This is a genomic window from Bradyrhizobium huanghuaihaiense, from assembly GCF_007830635.1.
In the GTDB taxonomy this organism is placed as follows: Bacteria; Pseudomonadota; Alphaproteobacteria; order Rhizobiales; family Xanthobacteraceae; genus Bradyrhizobium; species Bradyrhizobium huanghuaihaiense.
On sequence record NZ_VLLA01000020.1, the window covers coordinates 45,135 to 60,969 of the forward strand.

Below are 15,835 nucleotides of genomic sequence, written 5' to 3' on the forward strand. Positions count from 1 at the left end.
TTTTCTGCGATGTTCCTGACCTGCCGGAGGAACATGAGCCGGAACGATCGCACGCCTGTCCGGTTGGTTTTCACATTGGCTGAGTGGAGAATTGCAATGTTGAATCAAGGCGAGCTGGACCGCAGCGAGATGGGTCGGTTGATCGGCAGTGACAAGGTCGAGGGAACATCGGTCTACGGTGCCGATCGCAACAAGATCGGTTCGATCGAGCGCGTGATGATCGACAAGATCAGCGGCAAGGTTTCGTACGCCGTGCTCGGGTTCGGCGGATTTCTCGGCCTCGGCAACGATCACTATCCCTTGCCCTGGCAGTCTCTGAAATACGACACGGAGCTCGGCGGCTACGTCACCGGCATCACGGCCAAGGAACTGGAAGGCGCGCCGAAATACGGCGCGAGGAGCGATTGGAACTGGAGCGATGAATCCGCCGTTCGAGGTATCAACTCGTACTACGGTGTTCCTTTCGCGTAAGGCGGTTCACGGAAGGAGATCCGATGAGCAAGGAACGGCCCAACGACGATCCCCGGCAGCAGACTGACTGGGGATCCCACGCCCAGACGGACAAGCCCTGGAAGGGGAATCCGGAGAAGGAGCAGGGATCGGGCAAGGAGAAGCCCGATCTCGAGAAATGGCACGAGACGAAGACGCACTAAGTGCTCTTCCTATGGGACATTCGCGACGAGCGCGGCACGGTGAGTGCCGCGCTTGTTATTTGACTCCTTGCAATCACGAATGGCGATGACGCTCTCGGGTTGCGGAACCATGCCTCAGTGCCAAGGTTAGGCTGGCGGCGCGAAAGCTCGCTTTGCCGTTCCGCGCCGCTCAATCCCGAGAAAGGTGTGCACCGTGGATGCTCAAACCCGGGAGCGTGGGGCGCGCGCGGAGCAGCCGTTGCCGCCCCGGACCGAGGAAGCTCCGAAGCACTCTCCGGATCAGGGGAGTGAAGCCAAAGGTCAGTCGACGGAACAGTCGGGCAAGCCGGCGAATTCGCCATCGCCGCGCGAGCGGCTTCGCGCGCACTGGCTGCTCGCCACTGTCGGCACGATCGTGTTGATCGCCGCACTCGTCGGCGGTCTGCTCTACTGGCTTGACGTGCGTCACTATGAGTCGACGGACGACGCCTTCGTGGCCGCGCGCAGCTTTTCCGTGGCCTCCAAGGTCGGTGGTTACGTGACCGATATCCCGGTCACGGACAACCAGCACGTCAATGCGGGCGATCTGCTGGCCAAGATCGACGAGCGCGATTACCGCATCGCAGTCGACCAGGCCACGGCGCAGGTTGCGGCCTCTAGGGCCAACATCGCCAATGTCGAAGCGCAGATCGATTCGCAGCAAGAGCAGATCAAGCAGGCTCAGGCGCAGCTCGAACAGGCCCAGGCCCAGCTCCAGTTCTCGCAGGAAGAGTTCAAGCGCGCGGAAGATCTAGTCGAGAAGGGCGCCGGCACGGTGCAACGCCAGCAGCAGACTCGCTCCGATCTTCAGGCGCAGCAGGCCAATACCGAACGTGCCAAGACCGCGGTGACGGCCGCGCAGCTCGGGATCAAAACGCTGCAAGCCCAGCTCGAAGGCGCCAAGGCGCAGCTCGAGCAGTCGCAGGCGCAGCTCGATCAGGCCAAGCTGAATTTGCAATACACCAGCGTCGTCGCGGCGCAGTCCGGCCGCGTGGTCAAGCTCTCGGGCGCCAGAGGCACCTTCGTCACGGCGGGCCAAAGCCTGATGATGTTCGTTCCCGACCAGGTCTGGATCGTCGCAAACTACAAGGAGACCCAGCTCAACGACATGCGGCCCGGCCAGCCGGTCGAGATCCGCATCGACGCCTATCCGGGCCGCAAGCTGGCCGGTCGTGTCGACTCCGTGCAGCCCGGTTCGGGCACCGCGTTCAGTCTGCTGCCTGCGGAGAACGCCACCGGCAACTACGTCAAGGTGGTGCAGCGCGTGCCTGTGAAGATCATGGTCGACAACTGGCCGGCCGATCTGCCCGTCGGTCCCGGCATGTCGGTCGTGCCCTGGACCAGGGTGCGATGAGCGACGTCTTGCAAGGTGGCGCGTCCGGCTGGTCACCGGAGCGCTCGGCGGCCGGCGGGCACAATCCCTACCTGATCGCTTTCGTGGTCTCGATCGCGACCTTCATGGAGGTGCTCGACACCACCATCGCCAACGTCGCGCTGCGGCACATCGCCGGCGGGCTTGCGGTGGGCATCGACGAGAGCACCTACGTCATCACCAGCTATCTCGTCGCCAATGCCATCGTGCTGTCGATCTCGGGCTGGCTCTCGACCGTGATCGGGCGCAAGCGCTTCTACATGATGTGCGTGGCGACGTTCTCGGTTGCCTCGCTTCTGTGCGGCTTCGCCTGGAATTTGCAGTCGCTGGTGCTGTTCCGCATCCTGCAGGGCCTCGGCGGCGGCGGCATGGCCACCAGCGAGCAGGCGATCCTCGCCGACTCCTTCCCGCCGCACAAGCGCGGCCAGGCTTTTGCCATCTATGGCGTCGCCGTGGTGGTTGCGCCGGTGATCGGCCCGACGCTCGGCGGCTGGATCACCGACACCTATAGCTGGCACTGGGTGTTTCTGATCAACGTGCCGATGGGGCTGCTCTCGCTGTTTCTGGTCGGCACGCTGATCAAGGAGCCGTCGGGGGCGGAGGCGGAGAGGGAGAAGCTGCTGAGCAAGGGTCTGCGCGTCGACTATATCGGCTTCCTGCTCGTCGCGATCGGGCTCGGCTCGCTCGAATTCGTGCTCGACGAGGGCCAGCGCAACGACTGGTTCGGATCGACCATGATCGTCGTCTTCGCGCTGCTCGCCGTCGTCTGCCTGCTCGCGCTGATTCCGTGGGAGCTGACGCGCGAGGATCCCATTGTCGACATTCGCCTGCTCGGTCGCCGCCAGTTCGGCGCCTGCTTTCTGGTGATGCTGGGAACCGGCGCGGTGCTGATCTCGACGACTCAGCTGCTGCCGCAACTGCTTCAGACCGAGCTGAACTACACGGCCATGCTCGCCGGCCTTGCCTTGTCACCCGGTGGTGTCGCGACGCTGGTGCTGATGCCGGTGGTCGGCCGCCTCGTCAGCACGGTGCAGCCGAAATACCTGATCATGTTCGGTGCTGCCATCGTCGCCTTCTCGATGTGGCATCTCACCGGCCTGACCGGCGACATCACCTATGGCTACGCGGCACTGTCGCGCATCTTCCTCGCGCTGGGCCTGCCGTTCCTGTTCCTGCCGGTGACGACTGCATCCTATGACGGCGTGCCGCCCGACAAGACCAACCAGGCCTCCGCGCTGATCAACGTCGCCCGCAACCTCGGCGGCTCCATGGGCGTCGCACTGGCGCAGACGATCTTGGCGCAGCGCCAGCAATTCCATCAGAGCCGCCTCGTCGAGCACGCCGCGCCGTCCGATCTCGGCTACCAGCAGACCATCGATGCGATGACGCGCTACTTCCAGGCGCAGGGCTCGAATGCGAGTGACGCCGCATCGCAGGCGGTCGCATGGGTCGGAAAAGCACTGCAGCAGCAGGTCGATTTGCTTGCCTACATCGACGTGTTCTGGACGCTCGCGATCGTCGCGGTGCTGATGATCCCCACGGCGGCAGTGTTGCGCCCGATCGACTTGAGGGCGCCGGCAAGGGGGCATTGAGAGGATGCTTAGTGCTGTATCCCCGTCACCCTGAGGTGGCCGCTTCTTCAGCGGCCCTCGAAGGACGACGGCCCGGTTGCATCTCGGCCGTTCATCCTTCGAGGCTCACCCAACGGCGCGTCTGCGCCGCTGGGTGAGCACCTCAGGATGACGGGACTTGCGGGCTAAGCTTGGCGTCTCAACTCACCCCACCGCTTCCCTCTGCCCCGGACCCGCATGCACATGAACCTGCTTGGCATGCAGTACCTCGCCGCATTCCGAGCACACCATCACGGGGTCGAACAGCTTGCCGCAATTCTTGTGCTCGTGCAGCAGCGGGCGGCCGCGCTCGTCGCCCATGTGGGTGTCGCCCCAATGCACCATGGCCATGATGATCGGGTAGAGGTCGAGGCCTTTCTGGGTGAGGATGTATTCGTAGCGCTTGGGCGCCTCGGAATAGGGGACGCGGCGCAGGATGCCGAAGCGCACCAGCTTCTTCAGCCGCTCCGAGAGCAGGTGTCGTGTGATCTGGAGCGAGGACTGAAACGCCTCGAACCGGCGCACGCGCAAAAAGCATTCGCGGAGGATCAACAGAGTCCACCGATCGCCGACCACCGCGATGGTGCGGGACAGCGAGCACGGCTCCTCGTCCAGCGTATCCCACTTCATGATCCGGTCTCCGGCGCAGGGCTAGTCAGTCAGAAAAAGGAACTGACTTGAACGATCAGCGAAATTTCCAGATCAGGCTAGCATCCAGTTAAGAAATTTGACAGTTCTATTTTAGAACTATAGCCTCCTATCCAATCACACGCTCAGCGGAGGAGGCGACCTTGCCCAAGCGAAACGCCACAGCAGCCGTGATCGGGGCCGGCGATTTCATCGGCTCCGAGATCGCCAAGAAATTCGCTGCGGAAGGGTTTTCGATCTTCGCCGGCCGCCGCAACGGCGACAAGCTGGCGCCACTGGTGAAGGACATCGAGGCCGCCGGCGGCGAGATCCACGCGCGATCACTCGATGCGCGCAAAGAGGATGAGGTCATCTCGTTCCTCGAGGACGCCGACAAGCACGCGCCACTTGAAGTGTGCATCTTCAACGTCGGGGCCAACGTCAATTTCCCGATCCTCGACACCACCGAGCGCGTGTTCCGGAAAGTGTGGGAGATGGCCTGCTATTCCGGCTTCCTCGCCGGGCGAGAGGCGGCGCGGCTGATGCTGTCGCGCGGCGGCGGCAACATCTTCTTCACCGGTGCGACGGCCTCTTTGCGCGGCGGCAGCGGCTTTGCCGCCTTCGCGAGCGCCAAGTTCGGCCTGCGCGCGGTGGCGCAGGCGATGGCGCGCGAGCTCGGGCCGAAGAACATTCACGTGGCCCATCTCATCATCGATTCCGGCGTCGACACCGAATGGGTGCGGCAGCGCCGGCTCGAGGCGCTCGGGCCGAACGCGCTCGACAATCCCGATCTCCTGATGCCGCCGGGGTCGGTCGCGGACGCGTATTGGCAGCTCTACCAGCAGCCGAAGAGCGCCTGGACCTTCGAGATGGAGATCAGGCCGTTCGGAGAGAAATGGTGACCGCGACGCAGAAGTCCGGCTAGACTGATCCGAACACAAACCGAAAATCCGGGAGGAAACTTACGTGAAGACCGCGATCACCGAACTGTTCGGCATCGAGCACCCCATCATCCAGGGCGGCATGCATTTCGTCGGCTTTGCCGAGCTGGCGGCCGCAGTCTCGAATGCCGGCGGGCTCGGTATCATCACGGGTCTCACACAGAAGACGCCGGAATTGCTGGCCAGGGAGATCGCGCGCTGCCGCGATATGACCGACAAGCCGTTCGGCGTGAACCTCACCTTCTTGCCGACCTTCTCGGCGCCGCGTTATCCGGAATATATTGCGGCCATCGTCGAAGGCGGAATCAAGGCGGTGGAGACCGCGGGCCGCAGCCCCGAACAATACATGCCGGCGCTGAAAGCGGCCGGCATCAAGGTGATCCACAAATGCACGTCGGTCCGCCACTCGCTGAAGGCCGAACGCATCGGCTGCGACGCCGTCAGCGTCGACGGCTTCGAGTGCGGCGGCCATCCCGGCGAGGACGACATCCCCAACATGATCCTGCTGCCGCGCGCGGCGGAGGAGTTGAAGATCCCGTTCGTCGCCTCGGGCGGCATGGCCGACGGACGCAGCCTCGTCGCCGCGCTGTCGCTGGGCGCGGCCGGCATGAACATGGGCACGCGCTTCATCGCCACCAAGGAAGCCCCGGTGCATCAGAACGTGAAGAATGCGCTTGTCGCGGCCACCGAGCTCGACACGCGCCTGATCATGCGCGCTCTGCGCAACACCGAGCGCGTGCTGAAGAACGCCAATGTCGATCGCCTGCTCGAGATCGAGCGCGAGAAAGGCGCCAAGCTCACCATCGACGACATTCACGACCAGGTCGCGGGCGTCTATCCCAGGATCATGCTGGACGGGCAGATGGACGCGGGTGCCTGGAGCTGCGGCATGGTCGCCGGCCTCATCCACGACATCCCCTCCTGCAAGGAACTCATCGATCGCATCATGGACGAGGCGGAAACCATCATCCGAGGCCGCCTGATGGGGTTCCTGGATGGGACGGGTGCGACGCGAAAAGTCGCCTGACACCATCAAACTTCTTAACCACGGCGGCAACCGGCCGCTGGAATTGCGCGCGACGCCTCCTAAATAGGGGTAAATTACCCCTTAATAATTCAATTTCAGGAGGCGTCCGTGGTCCTGAAAAGCGTTCCTTTGGCGGTTGCCGTTGCCCTCGTTGTCGCGTGGGGCGGTGTCGCGCGCGCTGACGACTACAAGCCTGACGAATATTTCGGTCTCGATCTCTCCAAGGCCGTGCTGTCGCCGAAGCGGCTCGGGCCCGAGACGCAGTTCGCACCGGTCGCGCTCGAGGCGAAGGGCGGCAACGAGGCGCAGGCGCGGATCGAGCCGATGGACGTGCCGAAGAAGATCGCAGCCGAACGCGTGCATGCGCCCGAGCCGAAGGTCGCGCATACCAGGAGCACGCAGCCCCGTGGCGCCGCCCGCGCCAAGCTCGCGCATCGCCGCGGCAATCCGCTTGACTCGCAGGCGATGGACACGCGCATTCAGACTTGGCCGTGCCGTACCGGCGGCATCTGCAACTGGAAGCGGTAGGCGCGACAGCGCGCCCTCTTCACCTCGCCCCGCCCGCGGGGAGAGGTCGGATTGCATCGAAGATGCAATCCGGGTGAGGGGGACTCTCCGCGAGTCCAACTCTCTCCCCGCAAGCGGGGCGAGGAAGCGCACCACCGCCGCGGCTGCATCTCGCACCGTCATCCGCGCGTCGCAAAACCGTAGGCGCGGAGTCAAAAAACCGTAAGCTGGGAGTCAAGGAGCGCAGGCACCTTCCGTCGCGATTCGACGAAGGTCTCCTGAATGGCAACGCTCCGCGCCCCGCGCGCATGGACCCGGCGGCAATTCCTGGTCCGCTCGACTTCAAGCCTCGCCGTCGCCGCGCTCGGCACGCTCGCAACGCCCCGCATCAGCCGCACCGCCGACCGCCCCCAGATCGCGGGCGGCATCCAGTCTGGCGACGTCTCGGATGGGTCTGCCGTGGTCTGGGCGCGCGCGGATCGGGCCGCACGGATGCATGTGGAGTGCTCGACCACAGAGAGCTTCAAGACCATCATTGCGTCGGCCTCGCGCGACGCTCTGCCGGATGCAGATTTCACCTCAAAACTGTTGCTGGATGATCTGCCGCCCGGGCAGGACATCTTCTATCGCGTCCGCTTCGACGACATCGCCACGGGTATCGCCGGTGAAAGCCGCACCGGCCATTTCCGCACCGCGCCGGCCTCAGGCCGGTCGATCTCGTTCCTGTGGTCCGGCGACACCGCGGGACAGGGCTGGGGCATCGACGTCGCGCGCGGCGGCTACCGCAGTTATCGTACCATGCTCGACAACCGTCCTGATTTCTTCATCCATTCCGGCGATCACATCTACGCCGACTGCACGATTCCTTCCGAGCAGAAGCTGCCGAACGGCCAGATCTGGCGCAACATCGTCACGGAGGAAAAGGCCGAGGTCGCGCACACGCTGGTGCAGTTCCGTGGCAATTACAGGTACAACCACCTCGACGAGCACTTTCGCGCCTTCCACGCGAACGTGCCGATGTTCGCCCAGTGGGACGATCACGAGGTCACCAACGACTGGTCGCCGTCCGGCAGCTACGACGATGCGGGCTTCGAGGACGACGGCACGACGCGCCTGGTCGCGCGCGCCCGCCGCGCATTTTTCGACTTCATGCCGATCCGCGACATCGGCGCGCGGCAGGGCCGGGTCTATCGTAAGATCGCCTACGGCCCGCTGCTCGACGTCTTCATGATCGACATGCGCAGCTATCGCGACGACAGCTGGAACAAGGGCGAGGATCACCGCGGCTGGATTCTCGGCGCCGAGCAGCTCGCCTGGCTGAAGCGAGAACTCGCCGCCTCACGCGCGACCTGGAAGGTGATCGCGGCCGATCTGCCGATCGGCCTCATCAGCCTCGACGCGGTCGCGCTCGGCGATGGTCCACCGGACCGGCGCGAGCACGAGATTGCCGATCTGCTCTCTTCCATCAAACGCGACGGCATCCGCAACATCGTCTGGCTCACCGCCGACATGCACTACACGGCCGCGCATTATTACGATCCGGGCAAGGCCCAGTTCCAGGATTTTGAGCCGTTCTGGGAGTTCGTCTCCGGCCCGCTGCATGCCGGCACCTGGGGTACGGGCGAGCTCGACAACACCTTTGGTCCGGTCGCGATGTACCAGAACGGTTGCAGTGAGGCGCAGGGCGAGAATCTCGCGCCGTGCTTCGGCCTGCAATTCTTCGGCCGTGTCGACATCGACGGCGCGAGCGGCGTGATGACCGTGACCCTGAAGGACGTCGACAATCGCGACCTCTGGTCGGTCGACATCGTGCCGCAGCCACAGGCGCGTCCGGCGGTGGTTGCGCAGCACTCCTGAGGTGCGCTAACCCGATCTTGATTGGCCGCCCCGCGTCGTCCGCGCTATGCTGGCCGTTCCCGCCACCTCTTTTCCATCACCGAAGAGTCTGCTCACGCGGTATCGCCGCGTGCATCCGGCGGGTTGAAATACGTCAGGAGCCTGTTCATGGATTATCTGAAGACACAGGGCATCAGCATGCCCAAGCTCGGCCTCGGTACCTTCCGCATGCAGGGCGATGCCTGCCGGGCGGCGGTCGAGAGCGCGCTCGCGATCGGCTATCGCCACATCGACACCGCCGAGATGTACGCCAACGAAGAGGCGATCGGCGCCGCGCTTGCCGCAGCTCGCCTGCCGCGCGCCGAGCTGCACGTCACGACAAAGGTCTGGCACGAGAACCTCAATCCCGACGCGATCCGCCGTGCCTTCGACGCCAGCCTGACGAAGCTGCGGCTCGATCATGTCGATCTCTATCTCGTGCACTGGCCGTCGAAATCCGCGAACTGGGGCGCGGTGTTCGAGACCTTGATGAAGCTGAAGGAGGAGGGACGCACGCGAGCGATCGGCGTTGCCAACTTCACCACCGCACTGCTCAAAACAGCGGTCGAGGACATCAAGGCGCCTATCGCCTGCAACCAGATCGAATATCACGCGATGCTCGATCAATCGAAGGTGCTGGCCTATCTCAAGCCCAAGTCGATCCCGCTGGTCGCCTATTGCCCGCTGGCGCAGGGGCGTATCGCGTCGGACCCGGTGCTGGCCGAGATCGGCGACAAACACAATGCGACTGCGGCACAAGTCGCGCTGAAATGGCTGCTCGACCAGGACGGCGTCGCCGCGATCCCGAAGGCCTCGCGCCGCGAGAGCCAGCAGGCCAATCTCGATGCGCTGAAGATCACGCTCGACGAGGCCGACCGCAAGAAAATCGCGGCGCTCCCAAAGGACAGGCGCTGCGTCAATCCGGGTTTTGCGCCGGCGTGGGATTAGCCAAACGCATGTCGTAAGCGCAAAGAAATGGCCCCGTGAGGGGCCATTTCCACGTTTGCGTTGCGCATTAGTCCCAGTGGTGATGGCGATGGCTGCGCTTGATCACGACGACCCGATCGCCATGATGACGCCAGCCACGATGCCAGCCGTGGTCACGATGCATGCCGTATTCGGCACGCGCGGCGTACGGGCCGTGGTGATGACCACGCTTGATCACCACCGTCTCCGCGCTCGCCAGCGTCGGCGCTGCGATCGCGAGCACGCCAAGAGCGGCAACCACATAACCAAGCTTCTTCATGATGTCCTCCTCCAATCGAATGCCCATTTAAACTGCGCATTCGGGTGAACGTTCCGGAGGAATCGCAGGAGAATTCTGAACGGATGTTCAGACAGAGCATGGTTTGGAAAAGTGTGGAGCGGCTTTCCGAAAGATCATGCTCAAAAGGAATGCTCAATCGCAGCGCTGCTGCACGGGCGTCGGCACGCCCGTGGCGACGTATTTGCCGTCCCTGATCGTGTATTCGCCGCGCTCGCTGCGATTGTAGATCGCGCGCAGGCTGCCGTCCTTGTCCAGCAGCAGCCCGAATTCGCGGGCCTGATGCAGCGAGGGGAAGTACACCATCACAGTGAGCACGCCTTCGGCATTGACGGTGGCGGACACGACCTCGTTCTCGTCCCTGGCATCGCCGAAATTGCGCCGATACATCACCCGGCCGTCCGTCCGGATCTCGTAGGTCAGGAGCGCGCCTTTGTCGCGGTCTGGCCTGACAGCGCAATCGACCGCCCATGAGCCGAGCAGGCCCCATTGCTCGACAGTCGCCGCAAGCGTATCCGCGCGCGCCAGGGGTATGAAAGCAACCCATAGCAATGCAGCCGTGGTCCAGCGGCTCAAACAACGCATCATGTCCCGAAAAGCCCCGCCTCGAAGAATTCCAAAGTTTAGCATCCCGGGCGCGGCCGTCCACGCCAGCTGCCGATCGCGCGCGAATTTGATCCGCGTCAATGAGGCCGGCCGTGGCGGGGGTAGGATGGCAGCTCCGAAGGCGAACGTGGATACACCAATGCTGAATCAAGTCATGGATTTTGCGGGCGAAGTGCTGCCGGGGAGCTGCGCCGTGCCGCCCTATTCGGAGACCGCGTTTCTGGCCGAGCTGGGCGATCGCCTGAGGTCCTCGCGCACCCGCTGCGACTTGTCGCGCCGTGAGCTGGCCCGCCGCTCCGGGATTTCCGAGCGCTACATCGCCCAGATCGAGGCCGGCAAGGGTAACGTCTCGATCGTCCTGCTGCTGCGGCTGGCCTCCGCGATCCACAGCAGCCAACCACAGGCGGCCTGACGCTCCCTTCAGGCCCGCTTCTCGACATTGGCGCTGCGCGCCGGCACGCCGAACTCCCTGCGGCAGACCTCGGCCAGCACGGCGACGCCTTCGCGGATCTGCTGATGCGTGGGGCTTGCAAAGCAGAGCCTGAGGCGCGAGCTCGAATGGCTCTTGTTGGTCGACCATTCCGGTCCGGGATTGATCGAGACGCCGGCGGCCAGTGCAGCCTGATAGAGTTTGAGCGTATCGACCTGCTCGGGCAGCTTCACCCAGAGGAAGATGCCGCCCTTGGGCTCCTCGAACTCGGCGGCCGTGCCGAACTGCTCGTTCAGGGCTTCCATCAGCGTGTCGAGCTTGGTGCGCAGCGCCTTGGTCAGGGCCGGCACGTGGGTCGAAAAATGCGGCTTGCAATAGGCCGCCAGCACCATCTGCTCGAGCGCCCCCGAGCCGGCATCCGTCTTCAGTGACAGCATCCGCGACATCACACCCCAGGGCGCGACGATGAAACCGACGCGCAGCGCCGGCGCGATCGATTTCGAGAACGAGCCGATATGGATCACCCCGCCGCTCGGGCTCATCGCGTGGATCGCCGGCGGCCGCTGGCCCGACCAGACCAGGTCGGCATAGCAATCGTCCTCGAAGATCGGAACGCCGTATTCGGCCGCGAGCCGCACTAGCTCCGCGCGGCGGCTCTCCGGCATGATGCTGCCGGTTGGGTTCTGCACCGTCGGGATGGTGTAGATGTATTTCGGGCGGATGCCGCGGCTCTTCAGATCGGCCAGAGCCGTCGCCAGCGCGTCCATGCGCATGCCGTCGCTGTCGAGGGGAATGCCGACGACGTTGACGCCGAGCCGCGCCAGGCGTGTCAGCGAGCCTTGATAGCTGTCCTGCTCGAAGATCACGGTGTCGCCGCGCGTCAGCAGCGTGTTGTTGACGAGGTCCAGTGCCTGGAGTGATCCCGAGACGATCAGGAGATCGTCGACCGTGCAGTTGATGCCGGCATCGCGCTTCAGTTTTGTCACCAGGAATTCGCGCAAGGGAAGGTAGCCCTGCGGGCCGTGCGCCAGACCGTAAGTGGCGAGCGAGCGGCCTTCGCGCCGCAGCACCGTGTTGGTCGCCTCGATCAATTCGTCGAGCGGCACTTGCTCGGAATCATTGTTGCCCCCGACAAAGCTGTATTTGGCAAGGCCCGTCCAGCGCGCAGTCGGGGCCGGCAGCCCTGCGGGAAACAGGGGGGCGAAATCGAAGCTGGACGTCATGGGAGCGTTCCTCGTCTTGTTTTTGTTGAGCCGGCCGGCGTTGCGCCGGCGGCCTTACGTCTTGCGGCCGCCCGGGGCGGACGGTCTTATTTCTTTCCAACCGTCCGGGTCGGACGTCCCTGGCTGATGAAAGCGTAATGCGCATTGGCGACGCCGCCAACCATCAAGGCCTCGACCGCCGGCTCGGCGATCTCGCCGGTTGAGGCCCAGTCGACGATGAAATTGGCGCCTGTGCCGCCGCGCACGTCGTCGGTCGGGATGAAGATCGAGACGGTGGCGAGGGGCCTCAAGGCCACCGGCGCCTTCAGATAGCTCTCGACCTGCTTGCCTGCGGTGTCGAAATAGGCGATGCGTTTGAGCACCAGGGCTTGCGTCTCGGAGGCGTTGTGGACGCTCAATGTCACCGAGAAATCGACGCGCAGCTTGCCCTGGCTCATCGCAACGCTGGAATAGGCCGGCACGTAGAACCCGCCGGAGACGGCGAGTTCCTCCTTCGGCAGCGCAGTGAGCGAATCGGCAAAACTCTGCTCGATATTGACCTTGGGTTGCGCTGCGGCCGGCAAGACGGACGCGAATGGACCCAGCAGGGCTATCAACCAGAGCACGAACCGCATGTGACGAATTGCTCGCTTGCCGCGCTGCACTCGGTCACTAGGGTGCGGCAAAACGGACCAATTTGGCATGCATGAGCTTATTCGCGACATCACTCTCTGTATCCTGTTTGCCTGGATGCTGGGCCTGCTGGCCCATTTCTCGCGGCAACCACTGATCCTGGCCTACCTTATCGCTGGCTTCTGCATAGGTCCATTCGGTGCCGGCTGGGTCAAGTCGCAGGAATCGATCAGCGTCATCTCCGAGCTCGGCCTGATCTTCATGCTCTTCATGATCGGCCTGGAGATCGACCTGAAGAAGATCGTGCGGGCGGGAAAGGTGATCCTGTTCGCGGCGGGAGGCCAGCTCCTCGGCGGCTGCCTGCTCGGCGTGCTGTTCTTCATCGGCATCGGCCTGTCGCTTGGTGGCGGGCATTTCGACGCGATCTATCTCTGCGTCGCCTGCGCGCTGTCGAGCACGGTCATCATCGTCAAGGTGCTCTACGAGAAGCGCGAGCTCGACACGCTGCCGGGGCGAATCACGCTCGGCGTGCTGGTGCTCCAGGACATCTTCGCGATCCTGTTCCTGGCGGTGCAGCCGAGCCTTGCCAATCTCGAGGTCACCGTCATCCTGCTCTCGATCGGCCGCGTCGCGGTGCTGGTCGCCGCCGCCCTGCTGATCAGCCGTTATGTGCTGCCGCGCCTGTTCCATCAGATCGCCCGCCGTCCCGAGCTGATCCTGCTGGGTGCGCTGGCCTGGTGCTTCCTCGTGGCCGAGACCGCCGAGCGGCTGTCGCTGTCGCGCGAGATGGGCGCCCTGATTGCCGGCGTCTCGCTTTCGACCTTTCCTTACGCGCTCGACGTCACCGCCAAGGTCACCACGCTGCGGGACTTCTTCATCACGCTGTTCTTCGTTGCGCTCGGCATGACCATTCCGGTGCCCGGCCTCTCGGTGATCGGTATGGCGCTGATGATCGCGGCGTTCACGGTGGCGAGCCGGCTCGTCTCCACCTTTACGCCGCTCTACCTGATGAAGCAGGGGCTGCGCGCGAGCCTGCTGCCGGCGCTCAACCTCGCGCAGATCTCCGAATTCTCGCTGGTGGTGATCCAGACCGGCGTCTCCGACCACCATATCGCAGCCGAGACGGCGAACGCGGCCTCCTTCGCCTTCGTGGTGCTGGCTGTGCTCTCGACCTTCGTGATGACCCGCAGTGACGAGATCACCCGCCGGGCGATCGGCCCGTTGAAGCGGATCGGCCTGCGCGATCTCGATCACGGCAACGGCCACGCCGAGGAGAGCCATGAGGCCGGGCATGGCGAGGCCCGCCGCATCGTCATCCTCGGCTTTTTCCGCGCGGCGAGCGCGCTGCTGGCGGAGATCGAGCGGCAGGCGCCGGTGCTGCTGGAGCAGATCACGGTGGTTGATTTCAACCCCAATGTGTACCAGACGCTGCTGTCACGCGGCCTGCACGTGATCTATGGCGACATCAGCAGCGCCGACACGCTGCTCCATGCCGGCGTCGGCAAGTCCGAGATGATCATCCTCAGCGTGCCGGACGCGCTTCTGAAGGGCGCCAGCAACGAGAAGCTGGTCCGTCACGTCCGTACTCTCAATCCGACTGCCATGATCGTTGCCACGGCCGACCTGTTGTCCGATGTGGGCGAGCTCTATGCGGCCGGCGCCAGCTACGTCACCGTGACCCGGCTCAGCGATGCTCATGAGCTGTTTACCGTGATCGAGGCCGCCCAGGCCGGCCTGCTCGCCGACAAGCGTGCCGAGCTCGATCTGCGGCTCGGCGAGCGGCGCGAGGTGCTGCCCTGACGGCGCCCCGGCCGTCTTCCGTCCGGGCTTGGTGCGCCTATATCCCTGGTATCTTCGGTGCAAGCCTGAAGCTCGCGGGCCGGCCCGCCATCAGGCATATGCGGTTGCGTCCAGGACACTAGCGCTTGGAGCCAAGTCCGGCTAAGGCGTCCGGCAAGCCTCCGGCCCCATAACCGATAGAGATTGGGACATGCCCGATACCGTCCAGGAAGTCTTGCAGGCCTTTGCCAGGGGCGAGCTCGTCGTCGTCACCGACGACGAGGACCGCGAGGGCGAGGGCGATCTGATCGTCGCCGCCTCGCTCTGCACGGCCGAGAAGATGGCGTTCATCATCCGCCATACCTCCGGCATCGTCTGCGCCCCCGTGACCACCGAGGACGCCCGCCGCCTGCGGCTCGATCCGATGGTCGCCCACAACGATTCCGCGCACACCACAGCGTTCACGGTCTCGATCGACTACAAGCCCGACGGCGGCACCGGCATCTCGGCCGAGGAGCGCGCCTCGTGCTGCCGGGCGCTCGCCAATCCCAATGTCGGCGCGCATGACTTCGCCCGGCCGGGCCACATCTTCCCGCTGATCGCCAAGGATGGCGGCGTGCTGCTGCGCTCCGGCCATACCGAGGCCGCCGTCGATCTCTGCAAGCTCTCCGGCCTGCCGCCGGTCGGCGTCATCAGCGAGCTGATGAACGACGACGGCAGCGTCATGAAGGGCGAGCAGGTCGCGCAGTTCGCCGCCAGGCACAAGCTCAGGCACGTCACCATCGCGGACATGATCGCCTACCGCCAGGCGCGCGAAAAGCTGATCGAGCGGGTCTCGACCTTCGTCATCGACAGCCCGATCGGCCCCTTGCAGGGTTATGCCTACCGTTCGCCGTTCGATTCCATCGCCCACGTCGCCTTCGTCTACAACGGCGTCGGCGACGGCAAGAACGTGCTGACGCGCTTCCACAAGCCGAACATCGTCAAGGACACCTTCACCGGCCACAAGCGCATGGCCGCCGTGCTCGAGCATTTCAAGAAGACCGGCCGCGGCGTGCTGGTCTATTTGCGCGACGGCGCTGCCGGAGTGCCCGTGTCCCCGCTTCCGGACGAGACCTCGACCGAGGCGGACCGCAACCGCCAGTGGCGCGAAATCGGCGTCGGCGCGCAGATCCTGCGCGATCTCGGCGTCACCTCGATCCGGCATCTCACCTCCTCGGTGCATGACTACAAGGGCCTGTCGGGCTTCGGCATCGAGATCGTCGCCAACGAGCAGCTCGAGACCTGACAC

At 64.4% G+C, this 15,835-nt stretch carries 17 protein-coding genes; 12 read left to right on the forward strand and 5 right to left on the reverse strand.

Translation table 11 applies throughout. The features are described from left to right. The first annotated feature begins 96 nt into the window (after positions 1–96). The 4 genes from IQ16_RS31535 (at position 97) to IQ16_RS31545 (ending at position 3,635) form a co-directional block, all read left to right on the forward strand. The gene (locus IQ16_RS31535; RefSeq protein WP_018648700.1) at positions 97–471 is read left to right on the forward strand and encodes a PRC-barrel domain-containing protein; all 375 of its coding nucleotides are present in this window, start codon (positions 97–99) and stop codon (positions 469–471) included. Between the two features lie 23 nt (positions 472–494). Then, the gene (locus IQ16_RS45920) at positions 495–653 is read left to right on the forward strand and encodes a hypothetical protein (RefSeq protein ID WP_167526369.1); all 159 of its coding nucleotides are present in this window, start codon (positions 495–497) and stop codon (positions 651–653) included. 193 nt (positions 654–846) lie between these two features. Beyond that, positions 847–2,025 (forward strand): HlyD family secretion protein, encoded by a 1,179-nt coding sequence (locus tag IQ16_RS31540; protein WP_026312959.1) that lies wholly within the window; start codon positions 847–849, stop codon positions 2,023–2,025. Beyond that, positions 2,022–3,635, forward strand: coding sequence for a DHA2 family efflux MFS transporter permease subunit (locus IQ16_RS31545; RefSeq protein ID WP_018648697.1), 1,614 nt, complete (start codon positions 2,022–2,024; stop codon positions 3,633–3,635). Before IQ16_RS31540 ends, IQ16_RS31545 begins: the two co-directional genes overlap by 4 nt. A 183-nt stretch (positions 3,636–3,818) precedes the next feature. On the opposite strand, the gene IQ16_RS31550 is transcribed toward IQ16_RS31545, so the two are convergent. Next, a complete protein-coding gene (locus tag IQ16_RS31550) occupies positions 3,819–4,283 on the reverse strand; it encodes a winged helix-turn-helix transcriptional regulator (protein WP_018648696.1) in 465 nt (154 codons plus the stop codon). Between the two features lie 161 nt (positions 4,284–4,444). Here IQ16_RS31550 and IQ16_RS31555 point away from each other — a divergent pair, with 161 nt between their 5' ends. From IQ16_RS31555 to IQ16_RS31575, 5 genes are all read left to right on the forward strand, one after another. After that, on the forward strand, positions 4,445–5,182 hold the full coding sequence (locus IQ16_RS31555) for an SDR family oxidoreductase (RefSeq protein ID WP_018648695.1): 738 nt from the start codon (positions 4,445–4,447) through the stop codon (positions 5,180–5,182). 64 nt (positions 5,183–5,246) lie between these two features. Then, entirely contained in the window at positions 5,247–6,248 is a 1,002-nt protein-coding gene (locus IQ16_RS31560; RefSeq protein WP_018648694.1) for an NAD(P)H-dependent flavin oxidoreductase, read from the forward strand. A gap of 108 nt (positions 6,249–6,356) precedes the next feature. Further along, the gene (locus IQ16_RS31565; protein ID WP_018648693.1) at positions 6,357–6,776 is read left to right on the forward strand and encodes a hypothetical protein; all 420 of its coding nucleotides are present in this window, start codon (positions 6,357–6,359) and stop codon (positions 6,774–6,776) included. A 261-nt stretch (positions 6,777–7,037) separates the two neighbouring features. Continuing rightward, on the forward strand, positions 7,038–8,612 hold the full coding sequence (locus tag IQ16_RS31570) for an alkaline phosphatase D family protein (protein ID WP_018648692.1): 1,575 nt from the start codon (positions 7,038–7,040) through the stop codon (positions 8,610–8,612). A gap of 147 nt (positions 8,613–8,759) precedes the next feature. Further along, a complete protein-coding gene (locus IQ16_RS31575; RefSeq protein WP_018648691.1) occupies positions 8,760–9,578 on the forward strand; it encodes an aldo/keto reductase in 819 nt (272 codons plus the stop codon). A 67-nt stretch (positions 9,579–9,645) separates the two neighbouring features. Here the strand turns inward: IQ16_RS31575 and IQ16_RS31580 are convergent, their stop codons facing one another. After that, positions 9,646–9,876, reverse strand: coding sequence for a hypothetical protein (locus IQ16_RS31580; protein WP_026312958.1), 231 nt, complete (start codon positions 9,874–9,876; stop codon positions 9,646–9,648). A 153-nt stretch (positions 9,877–10,029) separates the two neighbouring features. Beyond that, a complete protein-coding gene (locus IQ16_RS31585) occupies positions 10,030–10,482 on the reverse strand; it encodes a hypothetical protein (protein ID WP_018648689.1) in 453 nt (150 codons plus the stop codon). A 157-nt stretch (positions 10,483–10,639) separates the two neighbouring features. On the opposite strand from IQ16_RS31585, the gene IQ16_RS31590 reads away from it, so the two are divergent. Further along, the gene (locus IQ16_RS31590; RefSeq protein ID WP_018648688.1) at positions 10,640–10,912 is read left to right on the forward strand and encodes a helix-turn-helix domain-containing protein; all 273 of its coding nucleotides are present in this window, start codon (positions 10,640–10,642) and stop codon (positions 10,910–10,912) included. 8 nt (positions 10,913–10,920) lie between these two features. On the opposite strand, the gene IQ16_RS31595 is transcribed toward IQ16_RS31590, so the two are convergent. Together IQ16_RS31595 and IQ16_RS31600 are read right to left on the reverse strand one after the other, a co-directional pair. Beyond that, positions 10,921–12,153: an aminotransferase-like domain-containing protein gene (locus IQ16_RS31595; RefSeq protein ID WP_018648687.1), complete on the reverse strand. Its 1,233-nt coding sequence runs from the start codon at positions 12,151–12,153 to the stop codon at positions 10,921–10,923. An 86-nt stretch (positions 12,154–12,239) separates the two neighbouring features. Continuing rightward, positions 12,240–12,767: a DUF3124 domain-containing protein gene (locus tag IQ16_RS31600; protein ID WP_018648686.1), complete on the reverse strand. Its 528-nt coding sequence runs from the start codon at positions 12,765–12,767 to the stop codon at positions 12,240–12,242. Between the two features lie 67 nt (positions 12,768–12,834). Here IQ16_RS31600 and IQ16_RS31605 point away from each other — a divergent pair, with 67 nt between their 5' ends. Next, entirely contained in the window at positions 12,835–14,565 is a 1,731-nt protein-coding gene (locus IQ16_RS31605) for a cation:proton antiporter (RefSeq protein WP_018648685.1), read from the forward strand. A gap of 190 nt (positions 14,566–14,755) precedes the next feature. Then, complete coding sequence (gene ribB / locus IQ16_RS31610; protein ID WP_018648684.1) at positions 14,756–15,832, forward strand: 3,4-dihydroxy-2-butanone-4-phosphate synthase; 1,077 nt, start codon at positions 14,756–14,758, stop codon at positions 15,830–15,832. The last annotated feature ends 3 nt before the right edge of the window (positions 15,833–15,835 follow it).

What these genes read in the sequence shown, in the direction of transcription:
- IQ16_RS31535 (WP_018648700.1), top strand. Translation starts at nt 97, where the DNA reads ATGTTGAATCAAGGCGAGCTGGACCGCAGCGAGATGGGTCGGTTGATC.
- IQ16_RS45920 (WP_167526369.1), top strand. Translation starts at nt 495, where the DNA reads ATGAGCAAGGAACGGCCCAACGACGATCCCCGGCAGCAGACTGACTGG.
- IQ16_RS31545 (WP_018648697.1), top strand. Translation starts at nt 2,022, where the DNA reads ATGAGCGACGTCTTGCAAGGTGGCGCGTCCGGCTGGTCACCGGAGCGC.
- IQ16_RS31550 (WP_018648696.1), bottom strand. Translation starts at nt 4,283, where the DNA reads ATGAAGTGGGATACGCTGGACGAGGAGCCGTGCTCGCTGTCCCGCACC.
- IQ16_RS31570 (WP_018648692.1), top strand. Translation starts at nt 7,038, where the DNA reads ATGGCAACGCTCCGCGCCCCGCGCGCATGGACCCGGCGGCAATTCCTG.
- IQ16_RS31575 (WP_018648691.1), top strand. Translation starts at nt 8,760, where the DNA reads ATGGATTATCTGAAGACACAGGGCATCAGCATGCCCAAGCTCGGCCTC.
- IQ16_RS31580 (WP_026312958.1), bottom strand. Translation starts at nt 9,876, where the DNA reads ATGAAGAAGCTTGGTTATGTGGTTGCCGCTCTTGGCGTGCTCGCGATC.
- IQ16_RS31585 (WP_018648689.1), bottom strand. Translation starts at nt 10,482, where the DNA reads ATGATGCGTTGTTTGAGCCGCTGGACCACGGCTGCATTGCTATGGGTT.
- IQ16_RS31590 (WP_018648688.1), top strand. Translation starts at nt 10,640, where the DNA reads ATGCTGAATCAAGTCATGGATTTTGCGGGCGAAGTGCTGCCGGGGAGC.
- IQ16_RS31595 (WP_018648687.1), bottom strand. Translation starts at nt 12,153, where the DNA reads ATGACGTCCAGCTTCGATTTCGCCCCCCTGTTTCCCGCAGGGCTGCCG.
- IQ16_RS31600 (WP_018648686.1), bottom strand. Translation starts at nt 12,767, where the DNA reads ATGCGGTTCGTGCTCTGGTTGATAGCCCTGCTGGGTCCATTCGCGTCC.
- IQ16_RS31605 (WP_018648685.1), top strand. Translation starts at nt 12,835, where the DNA reads ATGCATGAGCTTATTCGCGACATCACTCTCTGTATCCTGTTTGCCTGG.
- ribB (WP_018648684.1), top strand. Translation starts at nt 14,756, where the DNA reads ATGCCCGATACCGTCCAGGAAGTCTTGCAGGCCTTTGCCAGGGGCGAG.